Origin of the sequence: Bacteroides ndongoniae (assembly GCF_900108345.1) — a bacterium.
In the GTDB taxonomy this organism is placed as follows: domain Bacteria; phylum Bacteroidota; class Bacteroidia; order Bacteroidales; family Bacteroidaceae; genus Bacteroides; species Bacteroides ndongoniae.
Map to the genome: position 1 here is coordinate 322,023 of NZ_FNVV01000012.1, position 24,398 is coordinate 346,420.

The following is a 24,398-nucleotide window of genomic DNA, read 5'->3' on the forward strand; positions in this document are numbered from 1 at the left end:
CTCTTTACTGTTGTTTCTTCAAAACAATCAGTGCATTATTCTTCTCCACAGCCTTGTCCCACATTTCCTGCAACTGCGAATAGTAATCTGCCGGAAATAAATGGGCCTTGACAGCAAATTCATATTTCAGATAGACCGTTCCCTCTTCTCGGCTGATCCAATAGGTGAACTGCAACTTATTATCTTCAGTCGTAACCCTACCCGGCTGCGGCATTTCTTCCACCTGATAGCCTTCAGGAAGTTTCAGTTCACACGTCAGACTTATCTGGTAAGGATAGTCAAACTCGACAGGTAACTCGCGTTTGGTCTGAACAAAAGGTGACTCCCTCAGTTGTGGGAAAATCATCGGATTGACGTACAGCATGTCACCAGCCTGTTCCAACTTCATTTCATAGTCAGCTTCTTCCAATAAGGCTCCAAAGCGTGTTTCCGGCTCCCTGACTTCGACGTTGCTAAGCACTACGTGCCCATCGTCCAGCCACGGCACAGCCTCACCACGCTGTTTCTTCCAACGATATTCCAGTCCGTATTGCCCCTGCATAGTCACCTGCCTGTGTCCTTTGATGCTTCCCTCAACTACCTCTGCTGTTGTTCGGATAGTCAACAGATTCTTCGCCACCTGCATCAGGTCTACCCAACGCTTTTCTTCGGGTACATTCGGAGCTAACAGACGTCCTTTCTCTACCAACAATTCACAAGGAAGTACATTAAATACCGGTAGCGTCATCGAACTGTCCAGATACACAAAACGTTGCTTCTTAGTATCATAAACAGCCACCACAAATGTATTAAGCTTCTGATAGGTCGGAAAGTTTACCGGCAACATACCCATCGAACGCCGGCTGATAACAACGGGATAAGCATTGATTCCAAATCCTCGTAGAATACTGATGAATACAAAATTCAGCTCCGCATTATTACCGCTTTTGTTCTTGACAACTTTATCCATGTTGTCGCAGTAAAGGTCATACTTCCCGTTCCAGGCCAGCTTTTCCTTCAACAAGTTGAAAGCAGCTCTGACCTTGGTATCGAAATCCAACGCATCTCCTTTTTCCTGTTGCAGCTTTTCCACCGCACTTCTGGTTTCATCAATAAACGGATTGGGCATTCTTAACCAACGCCCGAATCCCAAATGTTCATCACTCAGTAACAGTTTATCCACATCTGTCCAATTCTTGCTGAGCGCTTTATAGCCTTCATCCGGATAATTAGTCCCCTGCAAGTCGAAACTTGCCTGTACCCGATAATCCTCCGGACACCAGCAATAAGGTTCATCCTGTGCCAAGGCTGGTAAGTCGTACGCACTCAGTATATATCTTTCAGCCTTAATCCCGAAGTTGCGTGCCACCCTGCTGGGACCACTTTCCAGCACAGAGGTAGCCGTTATCGAAGCTTCCTCACGATCTACATGAATATACTTCTTTCCACGAAACTCTATATTATAGACCAGGACACTCGGAACCGTCACTTCATACTTATTATGTACTACAGGAATTTCTTCCTGCATCACCCAGTTTTCAATCTGCGAGAAATACGTCGAATTCACTTTATAACTATACTCTATTACCGTACCTTTCCGTACGTTCGGCAGCGAAAACTTCCGTACTTTATACGTCTGATTGATACGTTCATCCGAAACAATGTCTTTCTTCAACCGGCTTTTCGTAACTTTTCCATTCTCCAGGTTGTAAGCACAGCCTTCCAGATCCAGCAACACATCCTGTTCTTTTCCCTTTTCATCAGGTGCATAATACGGTATCATTACATCCGCATATTTCACACCTTCCTGCTTCAGAATCTTGATGCGTACCCAATACTCTGTACTCAGCGTGAATCCATCCTTATACGTAAAGTAAGTCTTTCCTTCCCGAATCAAACAAACAGCCGAGGCCGTAGTATCTTTCTCGTACACATCCATTGACAACTCTTCTTTCGAAGGTTTGCCGTACTTCAAGTTTGGTTCAATGGCATAAACTGAAGAAGTATACCCAAACACCAACAATACGATCCATAAAACGAAACAGCCAATGTTTTTCATGATTTATTGTTTTTAATAGTATTCTTCCAACAATATCAAATCAGATCTCCTGCCCACAAAAGCCCATTTACCTCCGGACTCTTGCCAATATCAAAATAAATCTGTGCTCTCTTCAACAAAGATAACACAAAACTACTATATAAAAAACAATAAATACTTTTTTTCAAAAAAACTGTCAACGGATGCCGAACGTCACCAGCACCCCTTTATGATCGGTCGGCCACACACCTTCCGGCAGCAGATATTTGTCATCCGATTCATTCGGAACACGTTTGCTGTTGACGATGCTTCCTTTCGGACCGAAAATCACGGCATCCTTCAGGCTGATAGCCGGATGAGGATAGTAGAAGACGTAATCAATGCGGTCGCGCTCGTCAGCTTCCGGCGCCCAGGTCAACTGTTCTACAGGTACCAGCGGATTATCAATAGGGAAAGTAAAGCCGGGATATTTCAACACATCCGGATAAAGCGTACGGTAAGTATCCACAAAGCCTGCGTTGTCGAGCAGCAAAGGCACCGTCCAGGGGACAATCAGCCCGTTATGGTCGTACAGGTCCTTGGTCTCGCGTATCCAGTCCAGATGCGAAGGTTCGTTGAAGTCGCCTCCCAATATCACAATGGTGCCTTCGGCAATGTCCTTACGCGCCTCGGCAATAAAACAACGGATGGCATCGTCGCGCTGCGAAGCATCGTTCAGTTGCAGTACTTCAAGAACCGTCTGCGGCACAGGAATCTTCTTCCAGGTAGAACTGTCATAACCACGGACATTGTAGTATGCGTCACTCAGATAGTCAAGATGCGCCGTATAAACGGCAATTTTGTGCCCTTTCACACGACTCGTCATCTTATAGATACTGCCATGATCGTCTTTTTCGGGGAATACCGTAAGAGAATCGGTTATCGGATGGCGGCTCAACAGCCCGGAGTCGTAACTGTAAAAGGAATAATACGTTTCACCCTTTTGGCGCAATGACTCTACAATACGGTCACAGAAACGCGTATTATTATAATTCCGCACTTCGCTGAAAGTCACAAAATCGGGTTTCAGACGAACGATCTCGTTCACAACGGCATCATAGCCACCCTTCACTTTTGTTCCTTCCTGCCAGATGTTCCATTGCAATACGGTAAATTCATCGCTCTCCTGCGCTTTTACCCCTATAAAGGCCGCCAAAAGCAAGCAAATACAAATAAGTTTTTTCATAAAAATATAGATTAAAATGGTAGAGATTCATTCAGAAAAAGGAAATTGCCGCACCACTTCCGGTGCAATCTCTCGCAAAGGATTCATCACGAACTCCCGTTCCTGCATCAGTGGATGAGGAATTACCAGTTGCGGAGTCTGTATACGGACAAGAGTACCGTTAGCATCGAAGCAAAGCAGCAAGTCGATGTCTATCAGGCGGTCGGAGTATACTCCATCCACAGATTTGTGTGTACGCCCCAGCTCTTGTTCCAATCTCTGGGTCACTTGCAATACTTCCAAAGGAGGCAGTCCGGTCCTTACACAAACCGCTGCATTCAGAAAACTGTTTTCTGAAGAGAATCCCCACGGAGCTGTCACATAAAAGGAGGACAAGGAAACTACCTCCCCTATCCGTTCGCCTATCAGTTCTACCGCCCGTTGCAGATTCTGTTGTTTGTCTCCTAAGTTAGTACCCAAACCCAGATAGTAAGTAAATGAAGAATGAGGAATGAAGAATGAAGAATTTGCTTGCGGTTCAGCTGCAGCACCGGACATAGATTCATCCCGACCTTCACCGAAAACGTCTGATCCTTCTTCATCAGCTTCGCTCAACCCCCCTTTTGATTCTCTACATAAAGGTATAGTCTTCATTCTTCGTTCTTCATTCTTCATTTAAAAGTTATCTGTCGGTTATCAGCATCGCATCGCCGTAAGTACCGAAACGATAATCTTCTTTCAATGCCACATCGTAAGCTTCCATCACCTGCTCGTAGCCTCCGAAAGCAGCCACAATCATCAGCAGTGTAGAAAGCGGCATGTGGAAGTTGGAAACCATAGAGGTAGCCACCGTAAAGTCGTATGGCGGGAAGATGAACTTGTTGGTCCATCCGTCGTACTCCTTCAGGTGTCCGTCCGTACTTACCGTGCTCTCAATGGCACGCATCACGGTTGTTCCCACCGCACATACCTGCTTGTTCAGGTCCTTGGCATGGTTCACAATACGTACGGCTTCTTCGTTTACAATCATCTGCTCGGAATCGGTCTTGTGCTTGGTCAGGTCTTCCACGTCTATATCACGGAAGTTGCCCAAACCGGCATGAAGCGTGATGAAGGCAAAATCGATGCCCTTGATTTCCATACGTTTCATCAGCTCGCGGCTGAAGTGCAGATTAGCGGTAGGGGCGGTAACGGCTCCCTCGTTCCGTGCAAAAATAGACTGGAACCGCTCAGCGTCTTCCGGCTCTACCGGACGGTTGATGATGCTGTGTGGCAGCGGCGTCTCGCCCAACGCATACAATGCCTTCTTGAACTCATCATGAGGTCCGTCGTAAAGGAAACGAAGCGTACGGCCACGTGAAGTGGTATTGTCAATCACTTCGGCCACCATCGAATCATCATCGCCAAAATAAAGTTTATTACCGATACGGATTTTGCGGGCAGGATCGACCAGTACGTCCCACAAACGCAATTCTTCGTTCAGTTCGCGCAACAGAAACACCTCGATACGTGCACCGGTCTTTTCCTTGTTGCCATACAGGCGGGCAGGAAACACCTTTGTGTCGTTGAAGATAAACACATCCTTGTCGTCAAAATAGTCCAGAATATCCTTGAACATACGATGTTCAATTTTACCCGTCTTTTTGTGAAGCACCATCAGGCGCGACTCGTCTCTATACTTTGTCGGATGCAAAGCAATCTTCTCTTCGGGAAGTTTGAATTTAAATTGCGACAGTTTCATATCTTTCCTTTTTTATATGAGGTTTATTGAATATTCTTTTCCGCAGCCGGAGCTCCATCCTGCTGCACCGCTTCGTCTGATGAAGAAATCTCCTGCTGGTCTATCCACTGTCTGAAATCCAGCGGATCCAGGCAGTCTTCGATACGCACATCGCCCACACGGGTACGCTGCAATGCCGTCAGGTGCGCCCCGCTGTTCAGGGCCTCTCCTATATCACGTGCCAAGGCACGGATATATGTTCCTTTGCTGCACACGACCCGTACTTTTATTTCGGGCAGGTTGCATTCCAACAGTTCTATTTCATCAATCACCAGCAATTTGGGCTTCAGTTCCACTTCTTTCCCCTTGCGGGCAAGGTCGTAAGCCCGTGTACCGTTTACCATACAGGCCGAAAAGGCTGGCGGCACCTGTTGTATTTCGCCTACAAACTTTTTCAGCGTCTCCTCCACCAGTTCTTTCGTAATGTGTTCGGTAGGGTAAGTAGCATCAATCTCATGTTCCAGGTCATAAGAAGGAGTCGTAGCTCCCAACCGAATGGTAGCAATATACTCTTTCGTATGATATTGAAACTCTTCGATGCGTTTTGTCGCTTTACCCGTACAGACAATCATCACGCCCGTAGCAAGAGGGTCGAGCGTTCCGGCATGGCCTACCTTCAGCTTCTTTATACCCAGCCTCCGGCAAATGTGGTATCGTGCATGACCCACTACCTTGAACGAAGTCCAGCCCAACGGCTTATTGAAATATAATACTTCTCCTTCTTTAAAATCCATCATTGCTCCTTATAACACTTCCAGTGAGTACCCGCACAACAACATAACCAAAATACCTCCCCCTACAACAATGCGATACCAACCAAAAGCCTTGAATCCATATTTCGTTACAAAACTAATAAAGAACTTGATAGCCAGCAATGCCACCACAAACGCAACCACGTTGCCTACAAGCAAGGCAGGCAGGTTGTTGACAACAATCTCTGTTCCACCTTCCAAAAACAGTTTCAAAACCTTATAAGCCGTAGCCGCAAACATGGTAGGGACAGCCAGGAAGAAGGAAAACTCTGCTGCAGCTTTGCGTGTAAGTTTCTGAGCCATACCGCCTACAATCGTAGCCATCGAACGGGAAACTCCGGGTATCATAGCTATACATTGAAACAGACCGATGAGGAAAGCACGCTTTTCCGTCAGCTCCGTCTGCTCGCTTCCTTTGGAGAAAATACGGTCACAAAACAGCATGAAGATACCACCTATCACAAGCATCACGGCCACCACCACCACACTTTCGAGCAACGCATCTATTTTGTCGCTGAACAAAAAGCCCAGTAAAGCAGCCGGTATAAAGGCAACAAGCAGTTTCCAATAAAAATCGAACTTATGTAGCAAACGACGCAAAGATGATGCTCCTTGAGGAGCAGGTGTATGATTCAGACGGAAAAAACGCTTCCAATACAGGCACACGACCGAGAGGATAGCCCCAAATTGTATAATTACCGTAAAAGCTTTGACAAACTCAGTACTTTCCACTCCCAACATATTCTGGGTTATAATCATGTGTCCTGTAGAAGAAACAGGCAAGAATTCCGTCAGTCCTTCCACAATGGCAATAACGATTGCCTCCCATATAGTCAAATCTCCCATATAGCTCATTCAGTCAGATGATCTTTCTCCTGCGACACACCCTTATCCTTGGGGGAGCGAAGCACTGCATATATCATAAACACAAAGCCCAGCAGACACACTACTGGAGCTACCTTAATCCGTCTCACACTGAAAATGTCCGGTTCGAAGTTCGTCGGTGTAGACGAAGGACCGGTCATCAGGATAAAACCCACAATCACCACCAGCATACCGATAGCCAGCAAGATGAAATTAGTTTTATCGAAAGCAAATTTCCGTTTATCCATTTCTTTTATTTATTATTAGGTTTCTAAGTTTGTAAGTTTATGAGTTTGTAAGTTCATCAGTTTGCGAGTTATTGCTTTGCATCAACTAAAAAACTCACAAACTTAAAAATTCACAAACTATATCTGATACAACGTGCCTGCCTTCATCCTCAGGTATTTGTTGATGGACAACAAGGCACACAAATAAGTTATCAGTACCCCAAACAACAATACTGCAGCCGATACCAGCATCATTACATCGGGCGTAACCACCCTGATCAGTTCCGGTTCGTACGACACCAGCCAGTAAGCAGCCGCCCACAGAATACAATCTGCTACAAATGCCGCCAGCACACCTATCCAGAAGTTACGCCGCAGGAAAGGACGCCTGATAAAACCCCAGCTGGCACCTACCAGCTTCATAGTATGAATCAGAAAACGTTTGGAATAAATAGCCAGACGGATGGTATTGTTGATAAGGGCAAACGATATAAGAGCCAGTATAGCTGCCAGTCCGAGCAACAACAGACTGATATTCCGTATGTTATCATTCACGGCATCAATCAGCTCCTTCTGATACAAAACTTCCTGAATATTGGAGTTCTTCTTTATCAGTTTCTCTATCTTGGCAATGCTGTCCGAATTGGCATAATCGGAATGCAGTTTTATCTCAATAGAAGCTGTAAAAGGATTATAACCCAAAAATTCTTCAGGATCAGCCCCCATTGCCTCAGTCTGTTCGCGAAGTGCCTGCTTTTTCGAGATATATTCCGTTTCCTTCACAAATGCCTCTTTATCAAGGCGCTTCTGAAGTTTTAGAATATCCGCTTCCTTCATCTCGTCACTGATAAGGATAGAAAAACTGATGTTTTCCTTCACGTATACCGAAAGATTATGGGCAGCCAATACGAAAAACACAACCAGCCCCAGCAACAGCAAGACCAGTGTCGTGCTGATGCTCGACGTGACAAACTGCATGTCGAAGCCCGAAACCAAATTATTTTTAGATTTACCTGCCATTCTCCTGTTTCCTTTCTTTTTATACTGTCCGCATCATCTGTCCGTCTCTTTTTTCTTCCGGAACACATAAATCATCGAACTGCTCCGCTCCTTCCTGACCAGCGAACTGAACCACGCCAACGTACCCGTAAACATTCCACGCAGAAATGCACACGAATGACGCATATGTTTCTCGGTAAGCATCGACACATAGAAAGCATCAAAAGGCATAGGATGTCTTTCGGCCATGATAAAACCATGATTGGCAGCCAGCTGATGAATCGTGGAAGGCGTAAAATGCCACAAATGACGGGGCACATCGTAAGCAGCCCAATAGGCGCCGTACTTTTGTGCATCGTACGACGAACAGTTAGGCACAGCCACAATCAGCACTCCCTTCTCTGTCAGCAACGAATACAGCCGTTCCCACGTCTCGTTCAGGTGTTCCAGATGCTCCATCACATGCCACAGCGTAATCACGTCGAACGAAGCGGGTTCGTAGTCCGATAAAGCCGTATCAGGCTTTACATCCAGATTAAAATGTTCTTTAGCAAACTTCCGTGCTCCCTCGTTCTTCTCTACCGCTTCCACCTGCCAGCCCTGACGGCGCATGGTGTCGGCAAAGTAACCGGTACCGGTACCTATATCCAGCAATCGCCCTTCCCGCCGGTGTGCTTCGTGCATCACCAGTCTCGCCTTACGCTTCAGCATGTAACTGCGCACCCAGTGATAAACCGAGTTCATCGCCCCTTTCCGGGTATCAGAATGCGAAATATAGTCCGGAGTTTCATAATAACGGCCTATCTCCGCCTCAACAGGAAAATCCTGTGTCAGCAGAAAACCGCAATTCTGGCAACGACATAAGTGGAATACCTCGCCCGAAGCGTAATGGTCAACGCATGTCAACGCACGTTCCAACTGTGTGCTGCCGCATACCGGACAAGATTTTATAGTGAGTTTATTCATCGAACGTTCTACCAAATAACGATGCATCCCAAACCGTCAGGCTGCAATACACCTAAATTTGGTGCAAAATAACAAATAAAAAGTGATTTACAGGGATTCTGTTAAGGAGATTTAAGGATAATGTAAGCCCGAAGCACATCTTTAGCAATGCCGGAGATCCTGTCTGACGATCTAAACCAAGCATTGCATTGTCCCTGCCCGAAACCCGCATCAGCTTCCGCAAGTCCAAAGGGAATTTTTAGGAAATACATCCTGCATTCAGCTGAAAAACGGATAACGAATCTTGTCAAAACAATCCAATTTTGCCGTAAAAATCCATCCATGACAAGCAATGTATTATCTGATACATTCACTCTACTAAAACACTTTTTTACCCCTTCATTCATGATTTAAAGGCCACGTTTTTACTTCCATTAACAGTATATCACCTTTTTTTTGCCGTGATGTTACGTAGTCAAAGGTTTTTGTTACACTATTATGAGGCAAACAATCTCCAAACCCTTAATTTTGTGATATCACTTAAACCAATAATTTATACCATGAAAAAGATTGATATTTTCCATCCATTGACGCTCAACGTCGGATTGGCCATTCACAATGCCGACTGGAACTGGCAAAATGTCACCAGTCCTTTCACACGAATCTATTATGTAACCAAAGGACATGCCAAAATCATTCTGCCTTCCGGAGAGTATCAGCTCAAACCAGGCCACATGTACATGATTCCTTCGTTTACCTTGCACAGCTATAGCTGCGAGGAACATTTCGAACATTATTATATACATATATACGAGAAACTGGAATTTGAGTCAAGTTTCATGGACGACTACAATTTTCCCGTCGAAATTAAAGGAGAATCCATCGACCTGGAACTGGTAAAACGGTTATGCGAACTGAATCCTTCCATGGCATTACCCAAATCCGATCCCAGATCATACGACAACGACCTGACTTTATCCGAATATATCACACGCAACGAACAGCGGGATATTACTCTGAAACTGGAATCAAGGGGCATCCTGTTCCAGCTCATCGCCAAATTTATGAAGGAAGCCAAGCCCAAAGAGGACGATATCGACAACCGCATCAAAAAGACGCTGATTATGATACAGAAGAACCTGGACAAGAAAATCAGTGTCGAAGACCTTGCCAAAGAAGCCTGTCTGTGCAAAGGCTATTTCACCCGCCTGTTCAAGGAGAAAATGAAAACCCTTCCAACCCATTACATCATACAGCGGAAAATAGAAAGAGCACAGCAAATGCTTACCATCAAGGACATATCCATCAGAGATGTGGCTGCAGAGCTGGGATACGACGACTGTTCACACTTCATCAGCATATTCAAAAGGGAGACCGGTATCACTCCGCAAGACTTCAGAATGCACGCAATCGATATGCACTGATACTGAAGTCAACGGAACAATATCAAAGACAAAATGTCTACTATTATAGTTTATAAAATAAAAAAGCGTCTCGTTAAATCAGGAAAAGACACGTCTCCAGTATACTATTTTTTTCCCAGTTAGGAAAAAGTAATTTCCTAGTTAGGAAAAAACAATTCCCCAGTTAGGGAACTTCCATTTCCTAACTGGGGAATATAATATCCGTATGCTGTTGTCAAGGTTTAACAGTTACTCAGGAAGCATCGACGAACTGGAAGAGATAATCATACCGTTCTTGCACACACCTTCCACTACCACCCGGTAGTCGACGGGCGAATCGGCCGCATAAAATTCCACATGTGCCCTGCCTTCAGCATCAGCCACTACCGACGGATTCCAATAGATGGTCGAACGCAAATCACGCGAACGCGACTCCAGCTTCTCCTTCGTATCATACACCGGCGAGTAGAACTCTACCTCCTGCTGATAGCCCAGCGGCGTCACAATCCCCATGTTCTTGTTCAGCGTATTCTTTTGGACGAATCCTTTTTTGGTCGTGATGACAATAGCGCCCGACATGGCACGCGCCCCGAAAATGGGACCGACCGTAGTAGGAGGTGAAAAGAAAATATCAGCAATATTGTCTACATCCAACCAATCATAACTAAAAACTTCGGTTGGTGCATTATCAAGCAGTACCATCGGTGTTCCTCCTCGATATGTCACGTCAGTACCACTTACTATAATACCCGGCAGGCGTCGCACAATATCCAGTACAGAAAGGAAATGTCCTTTCTCTATTTCTTCCGATGTTATGACTTTCGAAGTCGAAACGGAATAGTAAGGCGAACTGGTTTCCACTACCGGTTTTCTCCGAGCCGTAATCAACACTTCCGACAAATTGTAAACCCGCATTCCATTTTCAATGGTATACTTCATATCCATCTTCTGCACATAATTGTGTTCTACTTTCATTTCCAGCCGTGGAGGCAAGAGCTTCAGATCAGACTGCGGGAATGCCCTACACGAATCTATTTCAATAAATACGTTCCGTGAACCTTTTGATTTCTGAGCTTGTATAATGTATTTTGTATCTTCAGGATATTCCAACCCATCAAAGCGAAATACCCCTTCTGTATCAGCCTTGGTCACGGTTGTTCCTATCACAGAATCATTCAGTGCAAGCAACGACAGATAAGCACCTTTTGATGCCGAAAAATAACCTTCTACTTTTCCGGTCACCACGTCACCCAGTTCCACCGGATAGGGAAGTGTTTCCGTCGTATGTCCTTTCAGGATTTCCGGTACATTGTATCGGCGCCATCCCTGGGTCATCATCAGCAAGTCCAGGTTGTATTCGGTTTTCCTGTCTTTCTTCAAGTAGCTGGCAGGTTGTTCGATATAGCCTTTCAGCTCTGAAGTCAGCAACAATGTAGAGACGATGTTCGACGTTGTGTCAGGTTGTACATCCGCCTTGTCCACTACCGACATCGAAAAGTTACCTTCCAACGGATTACCATACACATCTTTCAAGGTCAGGTCAAGTGCCACTTTCTGACGCGGAGTATAATCGGACTGATCAGGATTCAGTGTTACGGCTGCCACTGCATTATCCTGCCGCGAAAACACCAGACGTTCGCTCAGAATGTTGCGATTCTCGTCTATCAGGATAAAGTGTATAATACCCGCCGGAAAAAAATCTCTTTCAAAGTCGATATACCTGCGACTGTTGTCCCACGGCTGGACATAAAGCACCAGCCCGCGCAACTGGGCCACCAGCGTCAGGTCCTGCCGATTTGCATTGAGAGGCGAACGGTTCAGGCTGACACGCAACACATCGTTGCGCCACAGCGTGTTAACGGCGATGGCCTGCTCCGAAGCTACCGGCAGTTCAAACAGCTTCTCTACCCCTTCACGGGTCTTGCAATGGGCAACATACCGCTTGCCGGGCATACAGTTCAGCGTAAAGCTACCCATTCCCAAGTGTGTACTGCGGAAAGTGGTGCACACCTTTCCTTCCTCGTCTTTCACCTCGCCTTCCACGTCCACCGATAATCCGTCGGTACCAATGGCCTTGAAAGCGATCTTCGACTGTGAAGAAAGAACGGCCGTTCCTCCTTCCGGGAAGAATGTCACGCTGAAATCGCTATCATCAAAAGGCAACGACAGATAACGTTCGGCTATCTTATTATTGTAAATGGTCTGTAACAGATATGTTCGGGATGTATTGACTTCTTTTTCTTTGAATGTATATTCAGCCACTCCGTTTCTGAATTTCAGATGATCCCCCTTTCCATCCGGGTCACCATCGGCAAAAACGAGTACTTGCTGTGGTACGATTGTGTCCGTGTTGTCTGTCTCGCTAGAAAAATAAATGCGGGTTTTCAGGTCTTTCCCATGCTCCGTAATCACTACGTGAGGCTTCAGTTCCTGCGCAGCGGGTGTCGAAATAAACATCGACTTGTGCGCAAAATAATCTTCACCGACGTTCCGCATAAACTGTGTATAGGCCCTGATGGTGTAATATCCCTCCGGTTGCTCCTCATCAATGTCGAGATAGCCGCCGAAACTTCCTTTGTCATCGGGTCTTATCTTGATACGTTTTATCAGGCTCCCCGTAGGGGCTGTCAGTTCTACATAAACGTAACGGCTTGCATTGGCCTGCACCATTGTCAGCGCATCCACTACATGCACTCTGAACCACACCCGTTCTCCAGCCAGATACACACTGCGATCGGTATGTATGCTCATCTTCTCCTGCGGGAAGTGGGACAGTTCCTTTTCGAAAAGACGAACAATCGTATCCGGCATTATTTGCCAGGCGTTTATATTCGTCACAAACACAAATACCAGAAATAATGCAGATACGATTGTCTTCATCTTAAAAAAGGGTAATAAAGAATATAATAACTAATACCTAATTATCGGGAAGCTCGTTGCTCTTCTATCCAATCTTCTATTTCACGCTGCTCTGCATCAGTATCTCTTGATTTATAAAGAAAACCTTCTGCTCTCCATATAACATTATCTTGACGATATGTATACCAAAGATCGTAGACCTCATACTCGGGTACATATACACCACCACCATCAATCAGCTCAAATTCATTCCAAGTAGCCATGCTCAAAGTATTGTCCTCGTTTACAGTAATCTTAAACGTATGTGACTGACGATAGTCATTTCCGCTACCTTCTGTCCACTCATTGTTATAGTGGAACATACGTACTGTACGACCATTATCCGTAGCCATCAAAGTTCTAGGCATTTTATAAGTCAACGAATCTGTAGGATCTTCTGTATTTCTCAACATACCATCCATCGTATAGCTTCCGGAGAATTCATTCACCAAATTCAAACGTACCAAAGCAACCGTATCTTCTTCTGTCACGGTATAAGCTGAAGTATCAGACAAACGGAACGAAAGCATATACAGCGAATCACAATGTAATGTAGCAGGCTTCACATAAATAGGAAAAAGTTCATAAACATTTCCAGCCTTAACAGTAACCTGATTCGAAGGATATTCGTAAATATCGGGAGAAAGATTTCTGTAATGTCTTGCTTCAGCAGACAGTTCCCGCGAATTATAGCGATCAATTTCATCAGGACACTCTTCAAGCGTAGCTGTCACATCTTGAGGCAATGACAATGAACCACTGACGGCAATAGACAGACGGACGGTATCCTGATCGTAACCGATGTTCAACTCTTTATCGATAATCTTATTGGCACTACCCACAATGTAAACAATCGGTGGATACTGCTCGTGTTCCATAGGAGACTCCTGGTCGCAACCTGTAAAAAACAGGAGGGACAATATTAATGGAAATAATATACTCTTTCTCATAATCGATCTGTTTTTTATAAAAAATCTTCTTTCATTTGATCTACTTTTAGAGCCATAATATTAATAGCCCGGATTCTGAACCAACTTGGCATTGCGATCCAAAATCTCCTGATTAATAGGATAAAAATACATCTTATTGTTAAACACACGTTTCATACTGGTTTCTGTATTCCAGACTCTAACGGTATAAAACTTCTCACGTTCAGCCATCTTGGCACTGACATCCAAGCCTGTAATAGGTTTATTATATGCGTTGGGCGCATCTTTCCAACGGCGCAAGTCATAATAACGCTGATTCTCAAAAGCAAATTCTACACGACGCTCCAGTTTAATCAGATCTTTCATCGTAGCATAATCGGAAGCCTCGGCCTCGGTTATCCCCGGAAGCCCGGCACGATAGCGAATCTGGTTGAAATAGAATATCATCTCAGGAATATTTCTACTAACAGTTATGCCGGTAGCTTCGTCCGTATAAGACCCATCCATTTCGTTCATAGCTTCCACGTAACTTAAAAGCACCTCCGCATAACGGACAATCGGATAAGTTTTAGCTTTCACCTGACCTTGCCAGTTCATAATATCTTCTTGATTAACATATTTACGCGACGTATATCCCGTACGGTTGTAGTCAACCTTGATAGAACCGGTAGGCATGGAGTTACCGTCAGAGAAATAATTGGCCACAAAATTCTTCTTAGCTTCTGTACCTGTATATGATGTACATGGCCATACACAATAATTAAACCCAATGGAGGCATAATAACGAGGTTCACGATTATCGTCACGATGAGCACGGTCAGGACTCAACACGTAATTCTCAGAAAAAGTCTTTCCTGTACCAACTGCTTTCCAAGATTTTTCTTCTTCCGTTGCCTCACTGTAAGGACGTCCGTCGGCCATACGATAGCAATCTATCAAATCCTGTGTCACACTGAATCCATTGATGCCTCCTAAAGGATTGGGATAGTAAGTCCAATCATCTGTAGTTAACCGATCACAATAATAAATCAGTTCTTTATTATGGATAGCCTGAATGGAACCGTCAAAAATAGATTTATAACTTCTATACGGATCAATGTCACCGGCACCATAAGGGAAAGGTTCCTTGGAAACTGTTTCCGGCAATTCGAGTGTACCAGCAATCCGGTCGGTTGTCTCTATTTTTTCAACAGTATTCAGAGCATATTTATTCAAATCAATAATCCGTTTAAATACTACTGCAGCCTTTCCCCAACGGGTTTTATCTTCGGTTTGCGAGATAAACGGCGTACCGTCCGAACGGCGCCAATCAGCATAATATGTATTGCCATTGAACAATGGACTGGCCCAATAAAGACGCATACGCCCCATGATGGCTAAAGCAGCACCTTGCGTCGGGAGGAACTGGAAAGCCTCTTCACGCTCAAGAGGCAAATAAGCAACGGCTTGTTCCAAGTTTTTACAAACATATTCTACACAATCGTCGTACGAAGAACGTTCGTAAGAAACACTCTCGGCTGAAGCATCCGTATCGAAAGCATAGTCCGGAAGGATAGGCACAGGACCATAGAGACGCATCAGGCTATAATAGAAATAAGCACGCATAAAATAAGCACGCCCCATATAGTCACGGCGCTCCATATCTGTCAGTTCCTGACACTCAGGAATACGAGCCAACAGAATATTGGTTTTCCGAATGCCACGATAATAATTTTCCCACGGATTAAAACGGTGAGTATCACGAGGAACAACCTGATCTATCATAAAATACATAGCGCTATGATTCCAGTCCACCCAAGGAACAAAGGCATCATCGGTAACAAGGCCGCTAGGAGAAAAAACATACTTATCACCATCTGTATTATTATTCGTTACTAAATTAGACTCATTAGGCAAATAAGCAGCCGCTCCATTTATATACTGTAGCAAACGTTCTTTAGATACAAATACCGAATCAATAGTAATTTGATCGTATACATATTTATCGATGTCCAAAAAATTCTCACACGAACTAAAAGTAGCAATTCCTGCCAATGCGGTCAGTCCACAAAAGAAACCGCAAGTCTTTGATATTAATTTATTTTTCATAATTAATTTCTTTTAGAAGTTCAGATTACACTGTAAAGTAATGACACGCTGAATAGGGTATTTTGCTCCGTTGCTACTAGCCTGTGTCGGGTCAAAAATCTTATCACCCTTATCCCACAACCAAAGATTCTCACCGATTAAGCTGAATGTAGCATTCTGAATGCCAACCTTCTTAAACAGTTTGTTCTGCGTACTATAAGCTAACGTCACGTTTTTCAGTCGTAAATAACTACCGTCACGTAACCAGAAAGTAGATGCCCGATTGTTATTGCTATTGTTACCATAAGTCAGACGAGGGAATTTAGCGTTGGGGTTTTCAGTAGAAGGATCACCCGAAATTTCTGCAGAAATCCAACGATTATTGGGATCAGCCACCATAGTAAGAATATTACCTGTATCTTCGTTAGCAAACGGATAATATCCAGAACCACCCACAAAATACTTCATACGTGCTGTCCCCTCGAACAAGACACTGAGATTCCAATTCTTATAATTGAATTCAGTACCCAAACCATACTGGATCTGTGGGGTATTAGAATATTCCAACGGAACGACATCACCGTCATCTACTACACCGTCACCATTGACATCCTTATACTTGATATCACCAGGAAGAACCACACTACCCAAATTCTGCTGAGGACTGTTTTCGATATCCGCCTCATCCTTAAAAAGTCCCAAGGCTATCAATCCACGATTGATTCCACTCTGATAGCCGACTGCCGACTGATAAGGATAACGCTTTATGGATTCTTCGAATTCCAGAATTTCATTTTTGGATTGGGTGAAGTTGGCACGGACTGTGATGTAAGTGTCTGGAGTAAATGTATGCGTATAGGCTACATGACCGTCAATACCCCAGCTTTTCATTTTACCCACATTAGCCCAAGGCAAAGTAACAAGTCCCATTTCAGCTGGTGTACTGGCACGTTGCTGATAAATACCAGAACGGATATCTTTAAAGAAATCCACCGTCATATCGAAACGATCGCCAAACAACTTCATATCAATACCAAAGTTAGTCTTCGCAGCTTTTTCCCAACGAAGGTTATTCGAACCGACTTGTGTTTCGGTAAGTCCGCTACCCGAGTTCCAGATACCGGAACCACCATTACCAATTATTGTCAGATACGGAAAACGTACACTGTCGTCCCAAGTCAGTTTATCATTACCTACCTCACCGTAAGAAGCACGGAACTTCAAATAGCTGAGGAAAGGCAGCGCATCCTTCATAAATTGATACTGAGTAGGAATCCAACCACCGGAAATAGCGGGGAAGAGACCAAATTTCTTTCCGTTCTCAAAGGCTTCAGAACCTGTATAACCTAAGTTAGCTTCTATCAAATAGGTATCTTTCCAAGAATAAGTCAAACGGCTGGACAAACCTACATAACGTTTAGGAATAGCTGTCAACGGAGTCTTGTTCTTAGAGTTAACATAATCTTGCAAATAAAAATGAATCAAACCCGTTACACGATGCGTTTTGTTAAACAACCGTTCATAATTGGCACGTGCCTCAAAATAGTATTTGCGATCTACTTCTTCCCAACCGGAGTATCCCTGAGGAACGGCATCAGTCACTTTCGTCAAATTCAAGCTACCGTCACGATTGCGTTCCGTAGCATAATACAATTCAGGTGTTTTGCTACGACTGGCCCACATCTTCCCATTCGAATTGAAGTTAAAAAGAACAGTGGCACTCAAACCTTTAGTCAGCATACTCAAATCCTGACGTAAAGACAAAATAAGATTACTGGTATTACCAAAATAGTTACGATAACCAGTATGATTCAGCAAAATATAAGGACTCATTTCCGAATTGTTCGTTCCGTAAGTCGGGAATTGACCAGTAGAATAAAGAATAGGTACGGTTACAGGAGTCAGATTAGCTTGTGCTTCCCACAAAGCGTCAGAATTGTCTCCATAACCCGGTGAATTCTGATTGACCAATATCGTTTCAAGATTTAAATTCAGAATGGTTGATTTTGTCATGTTCACTTCGATGTTAGCACGGAAGTTGTATTGCTTATAATTGACGTTTGTATCGTACTTGTTAATGCCTTTGTCTTGTTTGAAAATAGCTTCCTTATTTTGAAAACCCATACTCATATAGTAACGGGCCACTTCACCACCTCCCGATGCACTCAGGTGATATTGCTGGTTCCAAGTATAGTCCTTCAAAATGACATCACGCCAATTCACATCCGGATGCAAGTCTGGGTCCATACCGTTCTTGAACAAGGCCATATCTACATCGCTGAAAATAGGGTTCATACCTCTGGACAAGGCAGCTTCGTTAGCCAAAGTAGCATATTCATAAGCACCCACATATTCTGGCATACGAGGCGAATAGGAAAGACCAACGTTGGCTTTCACGTTAACCTTCAGTTTACCGGCCACACCTTTCTTGGTAGTAACCAATACAACACCATTCGCACCACGGGTACCATATACTGCAGTGGCCGAAGCATCTTTCAAAATAGAGAAACTTTCAATATCTTCAGGATCAACCAGATTTAGATCACCTTCCACACCGTCAATCAACACCAAAGCACCGGAACTGGCACCAAATGTACTGATACCACGAATCCAGAATTCTGAAAAGTCCTTACCCGGCTCACCAGAACGAGTAACAGCAATGATACCAGGAACACGGGCACCCAACATGTTGGACACAGAAGTCGCCGGAACATTCAAGTCCTTTACTTCTACATTTGTCACCGCACCCACCACTGAGATTTTACGCTGAGTGGCATGACCTACAACTACGACTTCATCCAAATCGCTGATATCCTCTTCCAACACGATACGCATACGTTCGTCTGTCTTTGTGACCTTGACCGTAGCGTCCTTATAACCTATATAAGAAATAACCAAAGTTTGTCCTTTTGAAAGACCGTTCATTTTAAAGCGTCCATCTGTATCGGTAATCACACCTTTACCTGGATCCTCTTTCACTGTAACGGTAGCACCAATGACACTTTCACCGTCTTGTGTCATTACCAAACCGGCAGCAGTCAACCCCGATTGAGCAAACATTGCATTAACCGAAATAATAAATACGGTTAATATGGATATAAAATATTTCATCATATTATTGATTCATTTGTGTTATACAAGGTTGTTTTATAAATTAAACATCACTCAATAGACAGTTTTCTGACTGTACGGTCCCAACCACCGGCAATGTAAATATTATCTTCGAAATCTGTTGCTATATCCTGAGGCGAGTCAAAACGTGCTTCGAGTGGGTCTGTAGAAGAATTCACTTGTCCACCTTGACCAGGCATTCCGGCTACCAGTTCTACCATGTCCCCTTCGATTTTACTCATGAAATTACCATCTCGACAGAGTACATAAAGGATACCATCTGAAGTAGGCGCAATCGCATAAGGAGCTATGAATTGGGCATCATTTAAACGATGTCCTGTAGCGCTACCCGCACCGTTGAAACCAGCATATTTTTCCCGACGCCAAACACCATTATCATTATAAAGTTTATAAATTCCTGCTGCTTCAGGTACACAAATAAAGAAACATTTATGATATTTGCTATAAGCCAAGCTGTTACGATCGCCCAAAGATACTGTAGGATAATCACCTTCAACAGGAAGTACTTCGTATGTCAAATTTTTCAAATCTACACAGCAAAAATTCAATCTAGAATCCAACAAATACAAATGATTATCATCTCCATCCATAAAACGTCCTGACCATATCTGTCCAGGCATATCAGATACAGGAATAATAATATCGGTTGATTTAGGTGCCCAGTTTTCCGAACGTGAATAAGAATAAATGGTACGATCCTCAGCCCAATGCGAAAGTAAATAGAATTTCTCACGGGTATTGTCTACCGCTGGAGTTCCGAACGATTTGGTCTGGTCTAAAGTTACCACTTTATTGTCATCCAATGAAATCAGTCTGACACGGTTATTCCACCAAGATTCCACCACAATAATGTTGTCGCCATTCATTCCCTTTACAGTAGCAATATTACTCGGTTCTTTAAAACGAGCTGTATTCAAATCACCATCTACGTAATCATCACCCGCACCAAATAAGCCTGCTATTGTTTTAACAGATTTAGTCTGTTGGTATTTAAAGACCAAATCTGTAGTGATACTATCTCCATCACATACCACAGAAATAGTGTGTTTACCAGCTTTTTGCTTAGGAACAACACCTAAAATCGTTTTTCCATCAGTAGAAACAAGGACAGCTTTTTTGTCATCGAAATAAACTCGCATGTCTGCAAGATTTCCTCCAAAATTACCTTCTACAATAAAGGGTTCATCAATACCACCATAAGTAGGCTTAATACAATCTACAGTATTTGGCATACTGGGATCGTATCTATTCACTAAAGTCGGATGTTTCTGAATTGTTTCACTTCCATCACAGGCTGTAAGGAATAAGAACAATAATAAATAATAGCTTTTCTTCATAATTCGTTTTTTTAGTATTAACATTTAAGTTGTTTATTCCACGAACATTGTCAATTTCCATGTCTGACTCATTCCTCTTCAACCATCATCTGCATAATTTGCGAACCCTATTTTCTTGTTCATACTCTAAGATAGTTTTTAAATGGTTAACATTATTATGATTTCTTGAATGCAAAATTAAATAATGTTATACCAAATGAATAGGGGTAAAAATACTTTCGATAGGGGTAAAAGTACTTTTTAAGGGTAAAAAGGACACTTCTAACCTATTTACTCCTGATTTCATAAGAAAATTAATACTTCATATAAGAGATAAACAGTATTAGCACAAACCCAGTAGTATCAACACAAATTATGCAAAAGAGAAGAATGAAAAGAATATAAAAGGATTAGCGTCCAATTAAAATCAGGATAAATAAAGCACCACTTTCTAAAAGAAAGATGGATATTAAATTCTTTGATATCGTTGAAACTAGTCTCTCCAAACTACTTCTTTTAAGATTATTCTATATGCTCTAAATTTAAATATATCAATAGTACAGATTTGGCTTCGAATTACAGCCCAATTGTTTTAATTTTGAGTCGTTACTAAAAGCAACTTGACCTGCTTAAGAGCATTATATAACTCAGCAATTTCTATAAATATTCAATGTATTCTATAAAGAAAGAATGCAAAAGACTATATTTCATATATCAAAGAACTATTTATTCACCTCAACCGAACAATAATAAAACCTTTTATTATATCCTATATTTGAAGTCATTCAACCAACACCTTCTTTATTATATTTAAAGAAATCAACATCAACATAACCTCCAGATATTTTAGTTGCATAATTATATATAGCAAATCTTATTCCCATAAAATGATTAGTATAATATATCATTTGAAATTCATTTCCCAACTGTATCCACTTTTCATTATCCAAACTATAATAAAATTTTGCTCTATCAATACCTATATTGAAATCACAGTCCACTCGAAGATATACAATGTTTTGCTTCAATTCTATTTTTTCTTTTCCTATATTACGATCCGTCATTAAAAGATACTTTTTCTTTCCTTCTTTTACAATCGAAATTAGTCCAGGTTCTCCATTAAATGCCCCAAGTCCTGCTACGTCTCCATCTTTCATATTTGATAAATCCATTGAAACTATTGCATTACATTTGGGGCCTTCAGTACGCTGAGTAAGAGTATTTCTTGCTTCGAATATACTGCGCACTATTTTACCTGTTTTTAACCTCATATATCCTGGACGCTCACTCAACGACCAAAGATTATTATCAGGATTATGATTCCACTGCCAATTTAATGCCAATTTTGGAGATTCAAAATTATCGCTAATTACCAATGCCGTTTCAGAATATCCCTTAATGGGTTTTTCCATTACTTTATGAACCTTTCCATTGTAATCACCCAACATTGGCCATTCATCCTCCCAACGACATTCCATTAGTACAGGTGTACGCCCTACAGCTCCGAAATCCTGAAACAAAAGAGCATACCAATCACCTTTCTGTGTATCTATAACACAGCCTTGAGCAATACCCTTCCGAGGATTGTCCATAGTATCCGATAAGACAATTTTATGTTCGTATGGTCCTTCTATCCGATCTGAACGTAAACAAATTTGAGTTCGAATTCCATCTTTTGGCCACCAAATCAAAAGTATATAATATTTTCCGTTTATCTTATATATATGACTACCTTCTAATAATCCTTTACACCCTTGTTGTTCGCCATTAAAAGCAGTAATATCCAAACCACCTTCTTTTACTCCAGAAAGATCACTTTTCAACTCTGTAATCCTAATTCTACCGGCACCATGAGCAAGATATACCTTACCGTCATCATCAAATAATAATGAAGCATCATGAAATTGATTCATAACAGCCAGTTTCTTCCATTTTCCGGTTGGATCTGTTGTCGTATATACATATGATTTAGAAGGTTTATTTGTAGCAAAAAAAACATAAAATCGCCCATTATGATAACGAATAGAAGAAGCCCACTGACCTGCCGAATATACATCACCACCCTCAAGGTCGTAAAATGGACTATCCTTAATCTCATCATAAAGATAACTTATAATCTCCCAATTAACCAAATCTTTAGATCTCATAATAGGAGCTCCTGGCATCATATGCATAGTAGTACTAACCATATAATAAGTGTCACCTACACGAATAGCATCTACATCAGGCACATCAGAAAAGATGACAGGATTAGTAAACATATCTTTTCCGACATTGATTTGTGCAGACAAATGCACATTTATCAGAAAAAAAAGAATCGATATCAAATGACTAAATCGTAACATAACTCTTTGCTTATTTAGATTTATATTTTTTCATTGTTTTCATGCGAAAATTTCCAATAATCGAAATTGAAAAGCGCATCATCTGTATCACCTCTAAAAATGAGAAATAAATCGTGTCTGCCTATTACTTGCTGAACTTTGGTACTTATTACTTTCCATTTGTTCCACCCTCCAGTAGAACATAAGGACAACGTACCCAACACAAGCCCATCCTTGCGGTCCAAACGTAATTCTATACAAGCCTTTGCTATATTGGAAGCAACAGCAGCTTCAAATATTACAGGTGCATTATTTCCAAAATCGAGATTTCTAATTTTAATATAATCACCATCATGAATATCTGTTACATATACTCCAACTTGGGAATTCTCATTTGTTTTTAACCCTTCCGACCATGCTATGGTTTCAGCCTCCACACGTTGATACGGATTGAGAGTGCTTACAGCATCTACGCCTTCTTTCGTCATATTGATTGTAGGAATAGTTCCATCAGTATTATAATAAAACTGTTCTACACATGTTGAACGCGTAAAGCCTCCGCCACCAGGCAAATCGCCATTATGATAAAAAAAGTAATTATTTCCCATAAATTCTATAATTCCTGGATGAATAGTAAAACTATTACCTTGTACAGGCATAATTATCCCACGATAAGTCCAAGGGCCTGTAGGAGAATAACTCGTAGAATAAGAGATATTTTCAGGAACTCCACCAGCTGCATAAACCATATAATAGAATGCACCGTGCTTGTACATCCAGGGACCTTCTTCATAAGAAGTAAATCGACTAGGATGATCAGCTCCAAAACCCTCTTTGGTCAACTTAACTTTTACAAGATCTCCTTCATAAGAAATCATATCTTCGTTCAACTTTACATACCAAAGATCAGGATTTCCCCAATACAAATAAGCTTGCCCATCATCGTCAATAAAAACATTTGGATCTATTTCTCCAATAGTTTTCCCAATTAAGGGTCTGTTTAGAGCATCGACAAAGGGTCCCGTAGGAGTATCTGATACAGCCACACCTATTGAGTGCATATTTGTTTCTTTACTCACCAAAGGTACATACCAATAAAATTTCCCATTACGATAGATGCAATGTCCTGCCCAAGCATCACCTTTTGCCCAACTAAAAGTCTTATAAGAAAGAGGCGAACCATGATCAGTCCAGTTCACCATATCTGTAGAAGAATAAACTCGCCAGTCATTCATTTCAAATCGACTAGTAGCTCTATCTTCATCATGTCCTGTATATACATATACTTGGTTATCATATACAATTGGTGCTGGATCCGGAGTATAACAAGTCTGTACTATAGGATTCTGAGCAATACCTATTTGACCACCAATAATGGCATAAATAACAAGAATCAATTTTTTATAAGTCATAATATTGATTTATTTTTGAAGCCATAAAAATCAATTACAATCTTGACTTTTGGAGAATACGTAAATAACTCTGGATAGAAGTAGTAAAAAATTTATCAATTTTTACTACTTCTCGATTTTTAAGAGTTT

18 protein-coding genes are annotated in these 24,398 nt (G+C 42.2%); 1 reads left to right on the plus strand and 17 read right to left on the minus strand.

Annotation, left to right across the window (positions count from 1 at the left end; genetic code table 11):
* Window positions 1–4: 4 nt before the first annotated feature.
* The 10 genes from BQ5591_RS01615 to BQ5591_RS21280 form a co-directional block, all read right to left on the minus strand.
* On the minus strand, window positions 5–2,038 hold the full coding sequence (locus tag BQ5591_RS01615; RefSeq protein ID WP_071148183.1) for a DUF3857 domain-containing protein: 2,034 nt from the start codon (window positions 2,036–2,038) through the stop codon (window positions 5–7).
* A gap of 175 nt (window positions 2,039–2,213) precedes the next feature.
* A complete protein-coding gene (locus tag BQ5591_RS01620) occupies window positions 2,214–3,242 on the minus strand; it encodes an endonuclease/exonuclease/phosphatase family protein (protein ID WP_071148184.1) in 1,029 nt (342 codons plus the stop codon).
* A 27-nt stretch (window positions 3,243–3,269) separates the two neighbouring features.
* The gene (gene folK, locus BQ5591_RS01625) at window positions 3,270–3,734 is read right to left on the minus strand and encodes a 2-amino-4-hydroxy-6-hydroxymethyldihydropteridine diphosphokinase (protein ID WP_071148551.1); all 465 of its coding nucleotides are present in this window, start codon (window positions 3,732–3,734) and stop codon (window positions 3,270–3,272) included.
* Between the two features lie 169 nt (window positions 3,735–3,903).
* Window positions 3,904–4,962, minus strand: coding sequence for a tRNA preQ1(34) S-adenosylmethionine ribosyltransferase-isomerase QueA (queA, locus tag BQ5591_RS01630; RefSeq protein ID WP_022164338.1), 1,059 nt, complete (start codon window positions 4,960–4,962; stop codon window positions 3,904–3,906).
* Between the two features lie 23 nt (window positions 4,963–4,985).
* On the minus strand, window positions 4,986–5,738 hold the full coding sequence (gene truB / locus BQ5591_RS01635; protein ID WP_022164337.1) for a tRNA pseudouridine(55) synthase TruB: 753 nt from the start codon (window positions 5,736–5,738) through the stop codon (window positions 4,986–4,988).
* 6 nt (window positions 5,739–5,744) lie between these two features.
* The gene (locus BQ5591_RS01640; RefSeq protein WP_071148552.1) at window positions 5,745–6,599 is read right to left on the minus strand and encodes an undecaprenyl-diphosphate phosphatase; all 855 of its coding nucleotides are present in this window, start codon (window positions 6,597–6,599) and stop codon (window positions 5,745–5,747) included.
* A gap of 5 nt (window positions 6,600–6,604) precedes the next feature.
* Window positions 6,605–6,865, minus strand: coding sequence for a DUF3098 domain-containing protein (locus tag BQ5591_RS01645; protein WP_022164335.1), 261 nt, complete (start codon window positions 6,863–6,865; stop codon window positions 6,605–6,607).
* Between the two features lie 117 nt (window positions 6,866–6,982).
* Complete coding sequence (locus tag BQ5591_RS01650; protein ID WP_071148185.1) at window positions 6,983–7,864, minus strand: cell division protein FtsX; 882 nt, start codon at window positions 7,862–7,864, stop codon at window positions 6,983–6,985.
* A gap of 33 nt (window positions 7,865–7,897) precedes the next feature.
* Entirely contained in the window at window positions 7,898–8,809 is a 912-nt protein-coding gene (locus tag BQ5591_RS01655) for a class I SAM-dependent methyltransferase (RefSeq protein ID WP_022164333.1), read from the minus strand.
* A gap of 101 nt (window positions 8,810–8,910) precedes the next feature.
* Complete coding sequence (locus tag BQ5591_RS21280; RefSeq protein WP_022164332.1) at window positions 8,911–9,195, minus strand: hypothetical protein; 285 nt, start codon at window positions 9,193–9,195, stop codon at window positions 8,911–8,913.
* A 153-nt stretch (window positions 9,196–9,348) separates the two neighbouring features.
* On the opposite strand from BQ5591_RS21280, the gene BQ5591_RS01665 reads away from it, so the two are divergent.
* Window positions 9,349–10,212: a helix-turn-helix domain-containing protein gene (locus BQ5591_RS01665; protein WP_071148186.1), complete on the plus strand. Its 864-nt coding sequence runs from the start codon at window positions 9,349–9,351 to the stop codon at window positions 10,210–10,212.
* A gap of 228 nt (window positions 10,213–10,440) precedes the next feature.
* Here the strand turns inward: BQ5591_RS01665 and BQ5591_RS01670 are convergent, their stop codons facing one another.
* The 7 genes from BQ5591_RS01670 to BQ5591_RS01700 form a co-directional block, all read right to left on the minus strand.
* Window positions 10,441–13,071 carry a TonB-dependent receptor gene (locus BQ5591_RS01670; RefSeq protein ID WP_071148187.1) on the minus strand — a complete coding sequence of 877 codons (2,631 nt, stop codon included), beginning with the start codon at window positions 13,069–13,071 and terminating at the stop codon, window positions 10,441–10,443.
* Window positions 13,072–13,112: 41 nt separating this feature from the next.
* Complete coding sequence (locus BQ5591_RS01675) at window positions 13,113–14,039, minus strand: BT_3044 domain-containing protein (protein ID WP_071148188.1); 927 nt, start codon at window positions 14,037–14,039, stop codon at window positions 13,113–13,115.
* 60 nt (window positions 14,040–14,099) lie between these two features.
* A complete protein-coding gene (locus tag BQ5591_RS01680) occupies window positions 14,100–16,106 on the minus strand; it encodes a RagB/SusD family nutrient uptake outer membrane protein (protein ID WP_071148189.1) in 2,007 nt (668 codons plus the stop codon).
* A gap of 12 nt (window positions 16,107–16,118) precedes the next feature.
* A complete protein-coding gene (locus BQ5591_RS01685; RefSeq protein ID WP_394331791.1) occupies window positions 16,119–19,145 on the minus strand; it encodes a SusC/RagA family TonB-linked outer membrane protein in 3,027 nt (1,008 codons plus the stop codon).
* 101 nt (window positions 19,146–19,246) lie between these two features.
* Window positions 19,247–20,554: an IPT/TIG domain-containing protein gene (locus tag BQ5591_RS01690; RefSeq protein WP_159434406.1), complete on the minus strand. Its 1,308-nt coding sequence runs from the start codon at window positions 20,552–20,554 to the stop codon at window positions 19,247–19,249.
* A 764-nt stretch (window positions 20,555–21,318) separates the two neighbouring features.
* Complete coding sequence (locus BQ5591_RS01695; protein WP_071148191.1) at window positions 21,319–22,878, minus strand: glycoside hydrolase family 43 protein; 1,560 nt, start codon at window positions 22,876–22,878, stop codon at window positions 21,319–21,321.
* Between the two features lie 20 nt (window positions 22,879–22,898).
* A complete protein-coding gene (locus BQ5591_RS01700; protein WP_071148192.1) occupies window positions 22,899–24,269 on the minus strand; it encodes a glycoside hydrolase family 43 protein in 1,371 nt (456 codons plus the stop codon).
* Window positions 24,270–24,398: the final 129 nt, after the last annotated feature.